Genomic DNA, 15,536 nt, shown 5'->3' with positions numbered 1-15,536 from the left:
CCAAGCCGATCCCCGCGCGCCCTCCTACGCTGTCGGCCATGCGCACCCCCGCCGTACCGGACCGCAGCCGCATCCGCGTCCTCGTCGTCGAGGACGACGACACCATCGGACGCCACCTGGAAACCGGCCTGCACAGCAACGGCTACGCGCCCACCTGGAGCCGCACCGGCGCAACCGCCCTGGCCGAAGCCGCCCGCACCCCCTACGACGCCCTCCTCCTGGACCTCGGCCTTCCCGACATGGACGGCCTCGACGTGGCCCGCACCCTGCGCACCCGCTGCCCCGACCTGCTCATCATCATCCTCACCGCCCGTACCGACGACATCGACGTGATCGCCGGCCTCGACGCCGGAGCCGACGACTACCTCGTCAAGCCCTTCAGCCTCACCGTCCTGCTCGCCCGCCTGCGCGCCCACCTGCGCCGCCACACCATCACCCCTGCCCCCCAGGAGGTACTCCGGCTCGGCGACCTCATGGTCGACACCACGGCGCGGCGCTGCAGCCTCCACGGCGAAGAGGTCCAACTGCGCCCCAAGGAGTTCGAACTCCTCGTCCTCCTCGGCCGGCACATCGGCGAGGCCGTATCCCGCGAAACCCTCATGGCCGAGGTCTGGGACGAGAACTGGTTCGGATCCACCAAAACCCTCGACGTCACCATGGCCAGCCTGCGCCACCGCCTCGCCGCAGCGGCCGAAGCATCCGACCGTCCCTGCCGACTGCCCCGCATCACCACCCTGAGAGGACACGGCTACCGGCTGGAAAGCCGTTCCTAGCACGCCGAGGGAGGGCCCAGCTCGGACAGACGGGGACAAGGGTGTCGACGTCGGCGGCACTGACGGCGTTCTCGTGCTGGCCCCTGCCGGGCACCCCTTCGGCCCTCAGACAGCTTGGCCGAGGCCGACGGTGGTCAGGTCCTGCTCGGGCAGCGGGCTGAACGGGCAGGCGTGGGAGGCAGTGGGTGAACGATTCCGCTGTGCTGGTGCACCGACCCCGAACGTAACCGTGTCGGGGTCACCAAGGCCCACCCGTGCTGGGACTATGCGCCTCATGCAGCCCCTGCCAGCCCCCTGCCCCGCTGATCTGATCCCGGACGTCACAGGGCTGGAGGCATTCAACGCCGCGTACAAGGCGGCAAAGCAACAGCGTGCCGTGTTCATCGCCATCGAGCGCCTGTGGCTCGCATTGGTCGGTCAAGGCCGACGCGCTCACCGCCCCGCAGCACGCCATCGACGCCAAGGTGTACGACGCCATCCGCACCGCGGTGATCCATCTCCCGCGAGATCCGCCCCGACTCCTCCGCCGGGCCCGTCTACTTCGTGCTGTACGACGTAGAGAGCGAACACAGGGCCCGCGAACTCGCCGCTGCACTCCACGCGGCCCTCTACGGACACCTCGAACCGCCGGCCCGTGCTATGCCGGGAACCCCGACCTGACGCCAGTCCCATCCCGGCAGCCGCAGATGTTGTCCGCACGCGCCGCCTCCAAGCCGAACACCGACGACATCCGGGACTCACCCGCCCTCGCCGTCGCCCAGAAGCTCCACGAACTCGGCGCCGAGGTCACCGTCACCGACCCCAGGCCCTGGACAACGCCTGCAGGGCACACCCCGACCTCGACTACGTCGACGACCCCATCGCCGCCGTGCAAGACGCCGAGCTACTGCTGCACCTCACCGAGTAGCCGCAGTTCGCGCACGGCAGACGTCGACGGCCAGGATTCGGTGAACGTCACCTCGGCGATCCTCGTCACCGGCATGCCGTGCGCGGACAGCAGCACCATCTGGGCCCGCCGCCAGGTCACCACCCACCCGGTGCCTCTGCGGATGATCCGCAGCAGCCGTCGGCCCTCGTCGTCATCGATCTCCGGAGCCTGAACTCTGTCGGCCACGCCGCCCGTGTTCGCTGAACTCGCCGATCGGAAGCGGATCCCGATCGGCGCGTCGCGGACTGCAGGTGTAGCTGTCAGCCGAGGTGCCTGGTGAAGAACCGTAGCGTGCTGTCCAGTTCGAATGCCGGGATCGCCCCGTGCTTGCCAGGGTTGGCGTGCAGGGTCTTCTCCGCTGAGGCCAACGCGTCGAACAAAGCCAAGCCGTGGGCCCGCGGCACCCGCTCATCGTCCCACTGCACCAGGAACTCCACCGGGACCGTGATCCGCGGGGCGGCCTCCGCTGATGCCAACGCCCCGCCCAACCCCAACACTGCCGCGCGGACCCGGGGTTCGTCGGCAGCGAACGGAACGCCGAGTCCACACCCCAACGACACCCCCCAAATACCCCACCGGACCAGCACCGACGTAGTCGAGATCCTGGACCCCGTCAAGAACCGCCTGCCATTCCGGGACGGTCTGGCGAGCGACGAGTGCCTGGAAACCGGCGACCAGCGGAGCCAGCTCCTCCCCGGCAGCCACGCGAGCCTGATTCTCGGTCGCGATCCGGTTGTACTCCTCATCCACCGGTCGGTCGCCATGGCCACGATGTCGGGAGCCTTCTTGTGCTGGCCGCCGCCGTGTCCCAGAACTCCTCGGGCGCCGGCAGGCGAGACAGAGCCCGGCGCGACCCCGGCAACCAGCTGCCGGTCACCTGCCGCGACTACGCAACATGGAGAAGAAGCATCACCACACGACTCAGCAACACCGTGGCGCTCGTGACCGGCGCGAGCAGTGGGATCGGCGAGGCGACCGCCCGCAGCCTCGCCGCCGAAGGTGCCGCCGTCGCCGTCGCCGTCGCCGTCGCCGTCGTCGGACGGCGGCGTGAGCGGCTGGAGCAGCTCGCCGACAAGATCCGGACCGATGGAGGCACGGCTCTCGTGGTGGAGGCAGACATCACCGATCAGCGGCAGGCCGCCGCCGCGGTGGGCACTGTGGTGGCCCAACTCGGCCGCCTGGACGCCGTCGTCAACAACGCCGGCTTCATGGGTGTCGGGCAGATAGTGGGCTCGCCGCTCGGAGAGTGGGAGCAGATGCTCGAGGTCAACGTCCAGGGCCTGCACTACATTACTCACGCCGCGTTGCCGCATCTCCTGCGCGCTGCAGAGGACTCGCCGCGAGGCATGGCGGACCTGGTCAGCATCAGCTCCACGGCCGGCCGGGTCGCACGGCCCGGCACGGCTGTTTACAACCTGACGAAGTTCGGCGTCAACGGATTCACCGAGGCCCTGCGGCAGGAGGTCATGCAGAAGCACGTGCGAGTGAGCGTGGTCGAGCCCGGCACCGTGGACACCGAGCTGAGCACCCATCTCCGCGATGGCGTGCGGCAGGCCATCGAGCGTCAGATCCAGGGCATGGAACTGCTGCGCCCCGAGGACATCGCCGACACCGTGTCCTACATCGTCACCCGGGACCGCCGGGTCGCCGTCAACGAGGTCCTCGTACGAGCCAGCGAGCAGACCTGGTAGCAGTCGACGGACGGCCTGCATGACCGCCCGCTCCTGCCTTACCGCTTCACGCCTTCCCGGGCCGACGGTCGCCGACCCCGGGATCCGCTCACACCCTAGGATGCCCTGAGGAGCAAGAGGTCGGCACCGCCTCCACCATCAGCTTGACGACGTCGCGCTGTGGTACCACCACACCATGTACGACCGTCACTTCTGGAACGCTTCCCAGTCCCCGTAGTGCCATGCGCTTTGACGGATGGCGGCGAGGCCTCGGGGTCGCCGCACGAAGCGTCATGTCAGAGGCATTCCCCGTCCCTCGCGCAATGCTGCAAGCCGGGCCATTTGCTCACCCATACCGCGTGCTCCGGCCAACGGCGTGTGGACGTGCGGCCAGACGGAGCGCACGAGGCTGATGTGTCGTGCACCTCCGAGGGCCACCACCGGGTCAAGGCCCACGATGTCACGCACGGTTGCCTGTTCCAGAAGGACCTGGCTCGTTACCGAGTCGGCTGCGCCATGAGGTGTGTCGTACGGCTCGATGACGTCGTCGAGGTCGAGGAGCCCGTGGCGTGCGGAGAGAATGAGCAGCAGGTCAGGTTGCAGTGCGTCGGCGGCCTTGCGGCATGCCCGGTGGTAGGAGCCTACGTACATGTCTGCGGAGCGCGCGGGCGAGCCCAGTTTGCGGCTGCCGCACGGGATGACGACGAGTTGCGGCTTGAAGTAGTCGAGATGGTCGTTTGTGGTCATGTCTGTGGTCCTGTGCTGTGATGTGAGCAGTACTGGTTGTGTGCGCGCCCGGCGTGTTCTGGTGGAGACCCGCCTGCCGGGCGGTCGAGCCGGGGGATGGCTATGGCGGAGCGGAGTTCGAGAAGAACAGGGTCATGCCGGATGACCGGCCTGAGGCGTCCAACGGGAGGGGCAGGGGAGGCGGCCGATGGAAGCTCAGACCCGGCGATGCCGCCGTCGCACGGACAGCTGGTGCACACTCGGCCTCTTCGAGCAGGCCCACCATGTCCCCTGACGCGCAGCGGCAACACCGTTCCGCCAGGCCCGCCGCGGCCGCGGACTCTCACTTTCGCCGCCGGCGGCACGTCAGACCACGCGCTCCTTGGCGTTGGTCCTCACCGTCGGAGTCTCGGCCGGTGTCGGGTGGATTCCGGCGAAGCCGAGGAACGCACCGAAGGCCGTCATGCCGGCGGCGATGGTGAAGCTGAAGGCGTAACCGTGCGCGGCGGCGGTCACCTGGTCGGCGCCCGCACGCCGCAGCACGGCGGCGTGGCCGGTGCCCAGTGAGACCAGGGCAGCCAGGCCGATGGCGCTGCCGATCTGCATGGACGCATTGTTCATGCTGGTGGCGATGCCCGCGTCCTCACCGGTGGCGCCGTCCACTCCGGCCACAGTGGATCCGACGAGGACGAGGCCGCCTCCCAGCGGCACGAGGATCAGTCCGGGCAGTACGTCGGCCACATAGGTGCCGTGGCTGCTGAGGCCGGCAAGGAGAACGTAGCCGACCGTGGTGACCGCAAGCCCTCCTCCGTTCAGGGCCCGCAGACCGAACCGGGGAAGGAGGCGTGGTGCCATCACAGTGGCGCTGAAGAGAATGACCAACCCGAACGGTACAAAGGCGAATCCGGTCGCCAGCGCGGAAAAGTGCAGTATGCGCTGGACATACAGGCTCAGTGAGAAGAAAAGGGTGGCGAACCCGACGTAGTAGCAGATGCGCACGATGTTGGCGATGCTCCGGTTACGTGAGCGCAGGAATGCGAGGGGCACCAGGGGTTGGGCCACGTGAGCCTCCACCAGCACGAAGCCGATCAGGCAGAGCACACCGATCCCGACGCAACCCAGGACGGGGAACGAGAACCATACGTGACTGTCCTTCTCCAGGAGGCCGAACACGACCAGGAGCAGACCGAGGGTGACCGTGACGGCGCCGAGGACGTCAGGCCGACCGCGCTTGGTGGCCCGGCTTTCGGAGACGAGCCTGAAAGTGGCGAAAAACGCGAACGCGGCGATGGGCAGATTGATGAAGAATATCCAACGCCAGGAGGCGATGGTGGTCAGGATGCCCGAGAGCACGACTCCCAGGGCTACCCCAACTCCGGCCAGGCCGCTCCAGATGGCCATGGCCCGTGCCCTTTCCTGCCGCTGTGTGAACAGCAGCGTCACCAGGGACAGGGCTGCCGGGCTGACGAGTGCCGCACCGACGCCCTGTACGAAGCGGCCGGCGATCAGTACACCGCCTTGCTGGGCCACTCCCGCGCTCGCCGACGCCAGCGCGAAGATCGCCAAGCCGGTCAGGAAGAGGCGTCTGCGGCCGAGCAGATCACCCAGGCGTCCGCCAAGCATCAGCAGCCCACCGTAGGTGACGGTGTAGCCGTTGACGACCCATGCCAGGCCCGTGGTCGTGAAGCCGAGATCGTGCTGGATGGGGGGAAGCGCGACATTGACCACGGTCACATCGAGGAGCAGCATCACCTGCACGAGGCAGATGATCCCGAGCGCGCGCCACCTGCGCGGATCCGGTTCGGGAGTGGGACTGATCGGAGTCATCACTGATCGCCTTCTATACGGTCGGGCCGCCGCCGTCCCCGCGGACGCCGTCTCAGGAGGAGAGGCAGCAAGCGGGCCCGGCCCGACGGACATTTCCTGAGGTTTTCAACTCGCAGGCGCCAGGTGTGCGTGGCCGCGGATAAGGACAGCGAAGGCGCACATTCGGTCTTCGCTGCGGGTTCGTCGCAGACCCCGGCGCCGGTACCGGAGCGAGGCTGAAGCACCTCCGGGTGCCGCCGCCTCCGGGGAGCGGCGCCGGCACCGTGATGTCCCAGGCCGGCGGGAGGGTCAGCCCTTCGCCCGCCTCCGTTGGCGGGACCCCGGATGCGCCCGATAGGCGCTGACGCTCGACTCGCCCAGCATCCAGAAGCGCCAGGGGTACAAAGCAGCAGGACCGCCCACCCCCGTCCGCGGCCCTCGACCGACCTGCGCGGACGAGACGCCCCCGGCGGGTTCCGCGAGGAACAACTCCGCCGCTGCGTCGCATGCTGACTGTCCGTCATGATGCAGATCGGCGATGCCCAACGCTCGCGCGAGGTTGGCCGGGCCGCGCGCCAGATCGCGCATCCGTACCCCAGGCCCCCGGCGTTCTTGCGCGACGTCTGCTCCCTCCACGACGGTGCCGGCGCGGAGCAGCACCGAAGCGGGACGCCGCCCGGGTCCGCAGACGGCGTTCAGGCACCGATGCACCGCGTGCGTCCGGTACACATAGAAGGTCCCCGGGGCCCCGAACTCCGCTCGATTGGTCCGGTTCGGGCCCCGGAACGCATGCGAGGCCGGGTCGTCGGGCCCCTCGTACGCCTCCACCTCGGTGATACGCACCGCCGTCACGCCGCGCTGCGAGCGCGAGACCACGAGAGCCCCGAGGAGTTCGGGAGCCACCTCGAGGGCGGGCCGGTCGAAGAAGTGCTCGCGCAGGGCGGACCGCCCTGCCGACGCAGCCCCCGGCTCATCGAACGCCCGCAACTGCTCGTGATCGGTCCCGGCCACGCCCGGGACCGTCCGGTTCTGTGCCAAGCCGCTGCCTCCTGTCGAGATTCCGGGACGCCGGATCCGACGCCCCCACCGTCCCAGCGCTCTCCTTGCGTTGCCCCATGGCCCGAGAAGCTGCCGTGAGGCACTCGGATACGGACCTCCGAGCCGAACGCCCACCAGGCCGTTGGAGGAAGGAACACGCTTCCGGACGAGGTGACATCGAGGCCGAGCACGCGATCCAGGCTGCGGACGCGATGCTGGACTATCCGCAGTCGGGCGAACGTTTCCGGGGCCGCGAGACAACGCGGCGGGCATCCGGCCGACCGGCGCTTCACCCTCCTGCGCGTCACCGGCCACGCGCATGTATGGGTGAGCGAATGCGTCACCATCTACGACGGTGCGCCTTCGTACTCGGCGAGCGTCATGGAATTCGCCGACCAGCAGGTCGTGCACGAGACGCAGTACTTCGCCGGTCGTTTCGGCGCGCCCGCGTGGCGGGCCGCGCTCGCAGAGCCGGTGCTTGGGACAGACTGTCGAGGAAGCCTGACTGGCCTCGTCCGGCACGGCCGGCCTGTCGGATTTCGGCGATTGTCTGTGCTCGCCGGATACCTCGAGGGCTCAGGCGCCCTTGCCGTCGACTCCGGTGTGCGTGGTGCGGAAGCGTGCCCGGTAGGCTCCCGGCGTGATGCCGAGGTTGCGCGTGAAGGCCCGACGCAGGGACTCCGGTGACCCGAAGCCGGTGCGCCGGGCCACGGTGGCCATGGGGTCGTCGCTGTCTTCCAGCATCGCCTGGGCGGCTTCCATGCGGACCTGCTCGACGTAGCGGGCCGGGGTCGTGTGCATCTCGTCGTGGAACAGGCGTGTCATGTGGCGGGTGCTCACACCTGCCCGGCGCGCCATGGCGGCAAGGGTGTGCGGGGCGGACGGGTCCTCGGCGACGGCGTCCAGGACCCGGCGCAGCATCTCCTGTCTCGCGCGCGGGGTGTGGGTGCGGACACTGAACTGGGACTGGCCGCCCGGCCGCTGCATGAACACGACCATGTCCTTGGCCACGGCGCGGGCGACGTCGGCGCCGAGGTGCTCTTCGACCAGGGCGAGCGAGAGATCGATGCCCGAGGTGACACCTGCGGAGGTCATGATGTGGCCGTCGCGTACGAACAGGGCGTCCGCTTCCACGGTCACCTTCGGGTAGCGCAGGGCGAGCTGGTCGGCGAAGCGCCAGTGCGTTGTCGCCTTGCGTCCGTCGAGCAGTCCGGCCGCGGCGAGGAGGAAGGCGCCGGTGCAGATGGACGCCGTGCGGCAGCCGCGTGCGTCGAGCCCTCTCATGGCGTCCAGCAGCGCGTCGTCCTTGATGAGGGAGGGCCACTCCGGGCCGCCGGGGATGACGACCACATCGCTGGCCGCCTGTACCTGCGCGGCAGCGAGGTCGACGCGCAGTCCGGTGCCGGCTGCGGTGACCACGTCGGCGCCGTCAGGGGAGACCGTGCGTACGCGGTAGCGGCCGCCGAATTCGTTGGCTGTCGTGAACACCTCGATCGGTCCGGTGACGTCGAGCAGCCGTACGCCGGGGAAGACCAGCACGGTCACCAGGAGCGGCTTCCTGCCTGACGGCCTGTCCTTCATCGTGCGCCTCCCGGACGGACTGGGGCCCACATCGGAGGACACCATCATGCGCCCGGCCTTGCTCTGCCGCTCCCGTGCCGATTGTCGTCCGCGTCCCTGCGGCATGCTGCTGCCTTCCGTGGTGTGGAACGAGGCATCGGGCTTCGGCGCCTCGCCCGTGTTCAGCGGTCGCTTGCCGTCTCGTCATGGCCACAGGTGTGGCCACAACACGCTCGGACAAGGACATCGGGGCATCGGGCCGGCACCCGGCAACGGGCCTGCACGGTGCTCGATGTCCTGGTGTGAGGGCGTCATGGCGCGTGCTGTTCTGTGGCGGGAGCCGCGCTTCGCCATAGCGTCGAGGGCGCCAATGGGCCGACGGTCTCGGCCGCGTCCCTGAGCTGCTGGGTGTGGCCCGGCCAGTCGGCCGGCCCGTCACCGTGGCTGGTCGTGGACGGTGACGAATCCGACACCCCAAGAGAGGGCACTCCGCGCCGTGACACCCCACCCCAGTACCAGCCGAGCGGTCCCGTCCCAGGTCGGCCCGGCCCCGAGAGCGTCCGCGGTCGGCTCGGCCCCGAGATCATCCGTGCTTGTACGTGACCAGCCGGACGAGGCGAACGGTAGGAAGCGTGGCCGGCTCGGTCCCGGCTGGTTCGCCGCCGTCATGGGCAGCGGGATCGTCGCCGTCGCGGCCGCCACCCTGCCGCGCGGTTTCCCCGGGCTCGGCGAGGCCGCCACGGTGGTCTGGGCGGGGACCGCGCTGCTGCTGATCGTGCTCGCCGTCAGCTATACCGGGCAGCGGGCGCTGCGGGTGCATGCCGGTGATCCGGTACTGGCCCAGTTCTTCGGGGCGCCGCCGATGGCTGTGCTCACCGTCGGGGCCGGGACACTACTGCTCGGCCGGCGGCTGATCGGGGAGCGTGCGGCGGTGGATGCGGACTGGGTGCTGTGGTCGGCCGGTACGGTGCTGGGTCTTGCCACCGCCTGCACGGTGCCGTATCTCATGGTCACGCGGCACCGTTTCACGCCGGACGCGGCGTTCGGCGGCTGGCTGCTACCGGTGGTGCCGCCGCTGGTCTCCGCCGCGACGGGCGCGCTGCTCATCCCGCGGGCGCCGGCCGGGCAGGTGCGGCTGGCCCTGCTGCTGTGCTGCTACTCGATGCTCGGGCTCGGGTTGGTCGCGGTCCTGCTGGTGCTGGCCATGGTGTACAGCCGCCTGGTGCATCATGACGCGCCCGGCGGTGCGGTGGTGCCCACGATGTGGATCGGCGTGGGGGCGCTGGATCAGGCGGTGGCGGCGCTGGGGACGCTGGCCACGGCGTCGCCGAGCGCGCTGCCCGCCCCGTACGCGCGCGGGAGTGGTGTCGTAGCGCTCCTGGGTGGGCTCGGGATCTGGGGCTTCGCCCTGCTGTGGCTGGTACTGGCCACAGCGCTGACCGTACGGGAAATCCGCAGAGGGCTGCCCTTCGCAGCCACCTGGTGGTCCTTCATCTTCCCCCTCGGTGCGTGCGTCACCGGCACGAGCGCGCTCGCTGCTCGTACCGGCTCGCAGCTGTTCGTCTGGATCGCCGTCGTCCTGTACGCCCTGCTCGTCGCCGCCTGGGCGGTGGTCGCCTGGCACTCCCTGCGCCATGCTGTCCGGCAGCGTGAGCGCGCCCGCCGCTGACAGGGCCCGTGTAACGCTCCGCATGACACGGACGCGTCGCGCGAACCCGGCTGTCTGCCGACGGGCAGCCGGGTTCGCGCCGCACCGCAACGCGTGCCTATGGCAGCGCCCCGGTTGCCGACGAGGCCGTGCTCTGCGGGCGGGCCGTCTGCCCCGCACCGGCGGATCCGTGCGCGGTCGTGGGGCGGGCCCGGAGCCTGGCTGCCACCATGGCGGCGAACACGACAGCCCAGAACACCACGGCGATCCAGACCTCCCAACGGCCCACGCTCGTCATCCACGAGGTTGCGGTCGCGCGTCCCAGCTCATGCGTGGTGACCGCATACATGCCGACCGGGAAGACGAGGTTCCACCAGCCGAGCACGTAGCGCAGCGGGATACGGCGCAGCGCGTGCCGCCAAACGCCCAGAGCCAGCAGGAGCGGAATCAGCCAGCTTGAGAACGCCCACAGGACGACGGACGTCCCGATGACGAGCGGACGCGACGACATCGTGGTGCCTGGATGGAGTGCGATCAGCCGGACTCCGGTGAGTACGGCGATCGCCGCCGCCCCCATGAAGATCCATACGGACGTCATGAGGCCTTCCGGCTGCACCGGCCGGGCCAGCAGCCGGGCCAGGACCAGCGCGGTGGTCGGCAGGTACTGCATCAGGCCGACGGCCCAGCACACCACTGCCAGGACGGCCAGTGCGTGGCCCGGGGTCACCCGGGCCAGCGATGCCGCCGCGACCGCCACCGACTCCGATCCCACCGACCACAGGAACCAGGTGCCGTTCACCTGGTCGAGCGAGGGGCCCCGCTTCAGCGTGGTGATGAGCGCGAGCGGGATGCCGTAGTCCAGCACCACCCACCCCAGCGTCCCGAACGCCAGGAACGCCCCGGCGACCGCGGTGTGTCCGGTCGGCACAAAGCGAGCAGCCAGCACGTTCGAGGAGATCGCGAGGGTGAGGAACGCGAAGGCACGCGGCCCGAGGAGATCCGCGACGAACCGCTCGCGCCGGCGCAGCAGCCGCCAGCCGTAGGCGGGCACCAGTACGGCATAACCGGCCAGGGCCTCCCACAGCAGTACGGCGGAGGCGGTATCGGCGCCGTTGACGTACAGGCCGTGGAGACGATGCCGGTGCCCATTACCGAACGCGAGTGCGCCCGCGTTGAGATTGGCCACCGCGGCGGAGACGGCCGCGCGGTGTCCGGGCGGCCGGGAACCGGGAGCGGTACGTCCGTGCTCGGGAAGGGCGGCATCCGGGCGCCGCTCATCGTGAGTTCCGGGTTGATGCGCGCCAGCAGGCTCAGCGCCGCTCCTCCTCGATGCTGCCGTGGTGTCGACGGATACGCGCCGTGGGCAGACGATGCGCACCGCGCGAGCCGCTGATCACTGGAAGGCCGATGTCACGAGAGCCTTCTGCTCCACGCCGTGCCGGCGGGCCGAGCCGACCGCGGGCGCGGGCGCCTCGGCCCGGCTCACGCACTCCACCGCGCGCCGGGTCAGCCGGTGCAGACGCGGCGCGACGAACGACCACGCACCCTGGTTCTCCGGCTCCTCCTGCACCCACCGCACGTCCGCGACCGCGCGGAAGCGGACGAGTTCCGCCGCGAGTTCCTCGTCGGGGAACGGGTAGAGGCGCTCCACGCGGACGATCGCCGTGTCGGTCGAGCCCGCGGCGTGCCGGTGGGCGTCGAGGTCGTAGAAGACCTTGCCCGAGCACAGCAGCACGCGCGAGACATGGGCCGGGTCCGTCGTGTCGTCCGGCAGGACCGGACGGAAGCCGCCCTGGGTGAACTCGGCGAGGGCGGAGACGGCCGCCTTCGACCGCAGCATCGACTTCGGGGTGAAGACCACCAGTGGCCTGCGGCCGTCCAGCGCCTGCTGCCTGAGCAGATGGAAGTAGTTGCCCGGCAGGGAGGGCATGGCCACGGTCATGTTGTCCTGCGCGCACAATTGCAGGAAGCGTTCGATCCGGGCGGAGGAGTGGTCGGGGCCCTGGCCCTCCAGGCCGTGGGGCAGCAGCATGGTCACTGCGGAGCGCTGGCCCCATTTCTGCTCGGACGAGGCGATGTACTCGTCGACGACCGTCTGCGCGCCGTTGGCGAAGTCACCGAACTGGGCCTCCCACAGCACCAGGGCTTCCGGACGGGCCTGCGCATAGCCGTACTCGAAGGCCAGCGCCGCCAGTTCGGACAGCATCGAGTCGTACGGTGCGAAGCTCGCGGCCTGCGGGCTGAGGGAGTTCAGCGGCGTGTGCTCCGCGCCGGTGCGCCGGTCCGTCAGTACGGCGTGGCGCTGGCCGAAGGTGCCGCGCCGGGAGTCCTGTCCGGCCAGCCGTACCGGGACGCCCTCCAGCAGCAGCGCACCGATCGCCAGTGTCTCCGCGGTGGCCCAGTCGACGGTGCCGGTGTCGAGCGTCGCCGTACGCCGGTGGAGCTGCGGCAGGACACGCGGGTGCACCGTGAAGCCCTGCGGCAGGTCGGTCTGCGATGCGATGACCTGACGGGCCCTCGCCTCGTCGATCGCGGTCGCCGTGCGCCGGGTGGCCGCCTGCCCGGCGTCGGCGCAAGGAAGGTCTTCGGCCGGTGCAGGAGCGGGCAGCGCCCGGGTCTCGGCGAAGGCCCGCTCGAGGTGATCCTGGTAGTTGCGGCGGGCACTGTCCACCTGCCGCTGGCCGATGTCCCCGCGGTCCATGAGGGCCGCGGCGTACAGCGTGCGCACCGAAGCCTTGGCGTCGATGCGTTCGTACATCATCGGCTGCGTGATGGACGGGTCGTCGACCTCGCTGTGCCCGTGGCGCCGGTAGCAGACCAGATCGACCACGACGTCCTTGTGGAACGTCTGGCGGTAGTCGAAGGCCATCCGTGCGACGCGGTCGACTGCTTCCGGGTCGTCGCCGTTGACGTGGAAGATCGGGGCCTCCACCATCCGTGCCACATGGGTGGCGTACGTGCTCGAACGGCCGTTGGCGGGCAGGGTGGTGAAGCCGACCTGGTTGTTGACGACCACGTGGACCGTCCCGCCCGTGCGGTAGCCCGGCAGTTGCGACATGTTCAGGGTCTCGGCGACCACGCCCTGGCCGGCGAAGGCCGCGTCGCCGTGGAGGACGACCGGCAGTACGGGGAAGGGCTCGCCCTGGTCCCCGGCCAGGTCCTGCTTGGCGCGCACCACGCCCTGGGCCACCGGCCCCACGATCTCCAGGTGCGAGGGGTTCGCCACGACCGAGACGGCGATGGTGCCGCCGTCCAGGGCACGGTAGGTGCCCTCCGCGCCGAGGTGGTACTTCACGTCCCCCGAGCCCTGGACCGACCGGATGTCCACCGCGTCCTCGAACTCGTTGAATATCTGGCCGTAGGACTTGCCGATGATGTTGGCCAGGACGTTCAGCCGGCCGCGGTGCGCCATCCCGATGACGGCTTCTTGGACACCGTCTTCGATGGCGCGGAGCAACAGGGCGTCGAGCAGCACGATGGCCGACTCGCCGCCTTCGAGCGAGTACCGTTTCTGGCCCACGTACTTGGTCTGCAGGAACGTCTCGAAGGCCTCCGCGGCCCCCAACCGGTAGAGGATCCGCAGCTGTCCGGCACGGTCCGGGCGGCGCTGCGGGCCCTCGACGCGCTGCTGGATCCAGCGGCGTTCCCGGGCGTCCTGGATGTGCATGTACTCGAACCCGGCGGTGCGGCAGTAGAACTCCCGCAATGCGCCGAGCACTTCGTCGAGTGTCATCGTGGTGTGCCCGGCGAACCCGTCCACGGCGAAGTCCTCCGCCCGGTCCGCGTCGTTGAGTCCGAACGCGGCGATGTCGAGTTCCGGAGGTGCGAAGGCGGGCCGCGCCATGAGCGGGTCCGTGCCTGCCATCAGGTGCCCGCGCACGCGATAGGCGTGGATGAGCGCCGCGACCCGGACCGCCTTGAGCGCCGCCTCGTCGGTGTCCTTGTGGTGTTGGGCTGAGGCGGTCAGGGAGGCCGTGGCGGCCGGGGACACCAGGGTGGCGAAGAAGTCCCTCCACGTCTGGTCGACCGAGCCGGGGTCCTGGAGGTAACGCCGCCGCTGCTCGTCCACGACCCATTCGTTGAGCCCGAAGTCCAGCCCGTGAGATGCTGCTCGAGCGGTGTCTGATTGCGACGCCATGGCGCGAACGCCTTCTTTCATCTGCGAAGCCTTGGGATGGCGGACGCGGCTACGGCGGTCGTCCGCCTGCGTGTCAGGTGTTCGAGGACTTCGCAACCGTTGCGGAGACCGACCCGTTCGACCGCGTCGCACTGACGACGCTAGGACGCCGGGAGTGCGGAGACGGATGGCCGGGCGGGCCACGACGGCCTCACATCAGGACATCGGCCGGTGACGGCCTGCTGCCTGCCGTCGTCGGACAGTCGGAGTGCGGGCGGGTGACGCCGTCCTGATCCGAGGGCTTCGTGTCCGTCCGGCCCGGGATCGACGTCGTATGGAATCTGGTTGTGATGCTGCGGCCGCGGGCTTGCGGCCGGAGAACCGACCCCTGGGAAGGAATATGATCGACTACGATTGGTCGGACACCACGCGGTGGCAGTTTCCAGGGGTCCTGCGGACCTTGGGTCTCGTGCACGGTGAGTTGCGGGTGCGGCACGGACTGTCGCTCCATGACTACCTCATTCTCGGCGCGCTCGGCGAGGTCGCGAGCGGATCTGTGCCCGTTGCCAAGCTGGCGGCGTTCCTCCAGGAATCCGGGGACCGGATGTCCTACCTCCTCAGGGGTCTGCAGGCTGCCGGACTGATTGATCGCCATCGTCGTGCCGCAGACCGCAGGACGGTCGAGGCCACCCTGACCGACGCAGGACGCTCCAGGTTCGCCGCCGCCGAGACGACCGCGCAGGCGCTGATGCGCCGGCACCTCGGTCCGGGACTGGACACCCAGGAGCCGTCCGGCCGATCGTGTGACGTCACTTGATCTGCTCGTTTTCCACGCCACCGGCTGTGGTCGGCGGACGGCACCTGGTGGCATGACCAAAGCGCCCAAGCCGAAGCCGGACCCCGACAACGAAGGCAATTACCTGCGCAACGGGGCCAAGGCCAAGGCCGGTACGAACCGCTCCATCACACAAGAGGCGTGGGGGCGGACGGTCACGATGCTGACCGCTCCCGTACACCTCCCAGCGATGCTCAGCGTGCGGCTTCATCATGCCAGGCAGCCGAGAGACCCAAGAGCTGTTCGCGTGCAAGAACACCGAGTGTGGACCGAGTGTGGATGGACCGGAAACGCCGACTGGAACGCGGCCCGGAACATCCTGCACCTGTATCGGATCGGCCACGTCATCATGGAGATCCCGGCCGCCGGAGGGCGCGGTCGTCGGGCGGGTAAATCCGTCAAGCCTGTCGCCGAAAGGTAGACGGGAATCCCCTT

Annotated in this window: 10 protein-coding genes and 4 pseudogenes; 6 read left to right on the top strand and 8 right to left on the bottom strand. The window is 69.6% G+C overall.

The genetic code is table 11. The features are described 5' to 3' along the window. Positions 1 to 38 precede the first annotated feature (38 nt). Positions 39 to 773: a response regulator transcription factor gene (locus tag ACWCQS_RS39065; protein ID WP_451008894.1), complete on the top strand. Its 735-nt coding sequence runs from the start codon at positions 39 to 41 to the stop codon at positions 771 to 773. A gap of 686 nt (positions 774 to 1,459) precedes the next feature. Further along, positions 1,460 to 1,531 (top strand): annotated as a pseudogene (locus ACWCQS_RS39060) (hypothetical protein); the annotation flags it as partial. 188 nt (positions 1,532 to 1,719) lie between these two features. On the opposite strand, the pseudogene ACWCQS_RS39055 reads toward ACWCQS_RS39060, so the two are convergent. After that, a pseudogene (locus ACWCQS_RS39055) lies at positions 1,720 to 1,887 on the bottom strand (IS630 family transposase); the annotation flags it as partial. Positions 1,888 to 1,961: 74 nt separating this feature from the next. Beyond that, positions 1,962 to 2,567 (bottom strand): annotated as a pseudogene (locus tag ACWCQS_RS39050) (alpha/beta hydrolase). A gap of 75 nt (positions 2,568 to 2,642) precedes the next feature. On the opposite strand from ACWCQS_RS39050, the gene ACWCQS_RS39045 reads away from it, so the two are divergent. Further along, on the top strand, positions 2,643 to 3,392 hold the full coding sequence (locus tag ACWCQS_RS39045) for an SDR family NAD(P)-dependent oxidoreductase (RefSeq protein ID WP_451008893.1): 750 nt from the start codon (positions 2,643 to 2,645) through the stop codon (positions 3,390 to 3,392). A 270-nt stretch (positions 3,393 to 3,662) separates the two neighbouring features. Here the strand turns inward: ACWCQS_RS39045 and ACWCQS_RS39040 are convergent, their stop codons facing one another. The 4 genes from ACWCQS_RS39040 to ACWCQS_RS39025 form a co-directional block, all read right to left on the bottom strand. Continuing rightward, entirely contained in the window at positions 3,663 to 4,118 is a 456-nt protein-coding gene (locus ACWCQS_RS39040) for a DUF6884 domain-containing protein (protein ID WP_451008892.1), read from the bottom strand. Between the two features lie 345 nt (positions 4,119 to 4,463). Then, a complete protein-coding gene (locus ACWCQS_RS39035) occupies positions 4,464 to 6,017 on the bottom strand; it encodes an MFS transporter (protein ID WP_451008891.1) in 1,554 nt (517 codons plus the stop codon). 195 nt (positions 6,018 to 6,212) lie between these two features. Then, a complete protein-coding gene (locus ACWCQS_RS39030) occupies positions 6,213 to 6,941 on the bottom strand; it encodes a DNA-3-methyladenine glycosylase (RefSeq protein WP_451008890.1) in 729 nt (242 codons plus the stop codon). A gap of 576 nt (positions 6,942 to 7,517) precedes the next feature. Further along, entirely contained in the window at positions 7,518 to 8,522 is a 1,005-nt protein-coding gene (locus tag ACWCQS_RS39025) for a GlxA family transcriptional regulator (protein WP_107100545.1), read from the bottom strand. Between the two features lie 568 nt (positions 8,523 to 9,090). Here ACWCQS_RS39025 and ACWCQS_RS39020 point away from each other — a divergent pair. After that, positions 9,091 to 10,170 carry a TDT family transporter gene (locus ACWCQS_RS39020; protein ID WP_451008889.1) on the top strand — a complete coding sequence of 360 codons (1,080 nt, stop codon included), beginning with the start codon at positions 9,091 to 9,093 and terminating at the stop codon, positions 10,168 to 10,170. A 97-nt stretch (positions 10,171 to 10,267) separates the two neighbouring features. On the opposite strand, the gene ACWCQS_RS39015 is transcribed toward ACWCQS_RS39020, so the two are convergent. Together ACWCQS_RS39015 and ACWCQS_RS39010 are read right to left on the bottom strand one after the other, a co-directional pair. Continuing rightward, positions 10,268 to 11,335: a tellurite resistance/C4-dicarboxylate transporter family protein gene (locus tag ACWCQS_RS39015; RefSeq protein WP_451008888.1), complete on the bottom strand. Its 1,068-nt coding sequence runs from the start codon at positions 11,333 to 11,335 to the stop codon at positions 10,268 to 10,270. 207 nt (positions 11,336 to 11,542) lie between these two features. Further along, positions 11,543 to 14,287 carry a multifunctional oxoglutarate decarboxylase/oxoglutarate dehydrogenase thiamine pyrophosphate-binding subunit/dihydrolipoyllysine-residue succinyltransferase subunit gene (locus tag ACWCQS_RS39010; RefSeq protein WP_451008887.1) on the bottom strand — a complete coding sequence of 915 codons (2,745 nt, stop codon included), beginning with the start codon at positions 14,285 to 14,287 and terminating at the stop codon, positions 11,543 to 11,545. Between the two features lie 379 nt (positions 14,288 to 14,666). Here ACWCQS_RS39010 and ACWCQS_RS39005 point away from each other — a divergent pair, with 379 nt between their 5' ends. Further along, positions 14,667 to 15,083 (top strand): MarR family transcriptional regulator, encoded by a 417-nt coding sequence (locus ACWCQS_RS39005; RefSeq protein ID WP_451008886.1) that lies wholly within the window; start codon positions 14,667 to 14,669, stop codon positions 15,081 to 15,083. 118 nt (positions 15,084 to 15,201) lie between these two features. After that, a pseudogene (locus ACWCQS_RS39000) lies at positions 15,202 to 15,522 on the top strand (zinc ribbon domain-containing protein); the annotation flags it as partial. Positions 15,523 to 15,536: the final 14 nt, after the last annotated feature.

The organism is Streptomyces sp. NPDC002076 (assembly GCF_053593835.1).
The sequence above is the reverse complement of the archived record's forward strand: the minus strand, read 5'-3'. Positions and strand labels throughout refer to the sequence as shown.

Excerpts from the sequence above, each read along its gene's own strand:
- ACWCQS_RS39065 (WP_451008894.1), top strand. The coding sequence starts at position 39 with ATGCGCACCCCCGCCGTACCGGACCGCAGCCGCATCCGCGTCCTCGTC.
- ACWCQS_RS39040 (WP_451008892.1), bottom strand. The coding sequence starts at position 4,118 with ATGACCACAAACGACCATCTCGACTACTTCAAGCCGCAACTCGTCGTC.
- ACWCQS_RS39035 (WP_451008891.1), bottom strand. The coding sequence starts at position 6,017 with ATGTCCGTCGGGCCGGGCCCGCTTGCTGCCTCTCCTCCTGAGACGGCG.
- ACWCQS_RS39025 (WP_107100545.1), bottom strand. The coding sequence starts at position 8,522 with ATGAAGGACAGGCCGTCAGGCAGGAAGCCGCTCCTGGTGACCGTGCTG.
- ACWCQS_RS39010 (WP_451008887.1), bottom strand. The coding sequence starts at position 14,287 with ATGGCGTCGCAATCAGACACCGCTCGAGCAGCATCTCACGGGCTGGAC.
- ACWCQS_RS39005 (WP_451008886.1), top strand. The coding sequence starts at position 14,667 with ATGATCGACTACGATTGGTCGGACACCACGCGGTGGCAGTTTCCAGGG.